We start from the raw sequence: 994 nt of genomic DNA, 5'->3' as shown, positions 1-994 counted from the left end.
CTTGGCGACCTCGGTCATCTGCACGTGCGCGAGGTCGTGTTCGGTCGCGAGGTGCGCAGCCGCATCCAGAATGCGGACGTGCCGCTCCCGCTGGTCCGCCGAAGACGGTTCGGCGCCGTCCCGCGCCACACCGATCCTGGGCATTGTCGCTCCCCTTTCCGTTCCGATCGCGACCGATTGTCCCACCGAGCGGGCCCTGGACGGTCGTTCCGGCGCGCGGCAACACGTGCGTCCGCAGAGCGGGAACCGGCCGCGGATCACGTGCGCGTCGCGGGGATCACGACATGGTGGTCGGCCGGGCCGTCGAGTACCGATGCTCGACGACCCGGCCGATGCTGTTCTACCGCGTCGCGTTCGGGATCCGCGACCGCCGGCGAATCCTGGTCAGGCCACGCCCGCGGCGAGGAGGTCGCGGGCGTCGGCGCGACCGTCGAGAACGCGCGCGATGCGCAGTTTCACCTGCCACCGGCCGTCCGCACGCACCAGCTCCCACCTGTTCGCGGTCACGCGCTTCACACGGAAACCCTTGTCCGTGTTGAGAATCAGCTGCGAATGGCAGGTGACGACCGCGGTGTCCCCGTCGATCCGGATGTTCAACGGATCGAGCAGATGGCCGCAGCCACCGTGGATGTAGCCCTGATGTGCCTCGGAACGCACCATCGCCATGATCGCGTCACGGCCCCGGTACGCACCCGAATCGACTTCGTACACCCCGTCCTCGGTCCACAGCGCGCCGACCGCCTCGGCCGAGCCGCTGTCCACGGCCGGCCCGTAGGTCGTGATCAGCTGCTGGATCGCGAGGGTGTCCTCGAGCAGTTCGACGCGTCGGACGAGTTGCTCGACGAGTGTGGTCGTATCGGTCATCGCCCCTCCCTACGATTGCGCGCTCGGCGGCGCGAACGCGGCGAGCGGTTCGGAACCGGACCAGTCGTGGCCCCAGTAGCTGTCTGCGGTGATCTCCTCGGCGGTGTAGAACGTCTCGTCGACGAGCATG

The 994-nt window shown here is 68.6% G+C and carries 1 protein-coding gene and 2 pseudogenes; all 3 read right to left on the bottom strand.

Annotated elements, in window-relative coordinates; genetic code table 11:
- Positions 1–144 (bottom strand): annotated as a pseudogene (locus I0Q12_RS32550) (TetR/AcrR family transcriptional regulator); the annotation flags it as partial.
- Positions 145–384: 240 nt separating this feature from the next.
- The gene (locus tag I0Q12_RS09900) at positions 385–864 is read right to left on the bottom strand and encodes a nuclear transport factor 2 family protein (RefSeq protein WP_197251757.1); all 480 of its coding nucleotides are present in this window, start codon (positions 862–864) and stop codon (positions 385–387) included.
- 9 nt (positions 865–873) lie between these two features.
- Positions 874–994, bottom strand: a pseudogene (locus I0Q12_RS32545) (2,3-dihydroxybiphenyl 1,2-dioxygenase); the annotation flags it as partial.

The organism is Rhodococcus sp. CX, assembly GCF_015865005.1.
Lineage (GTDB): Bacteria > Actinomycetota > Actinomycetes > Mycobacteriales > Mycobacteriaceae > Rhodococcus.
This window is presented reverse-complemented; position numbering and strand designations above follow the sequence as displayed.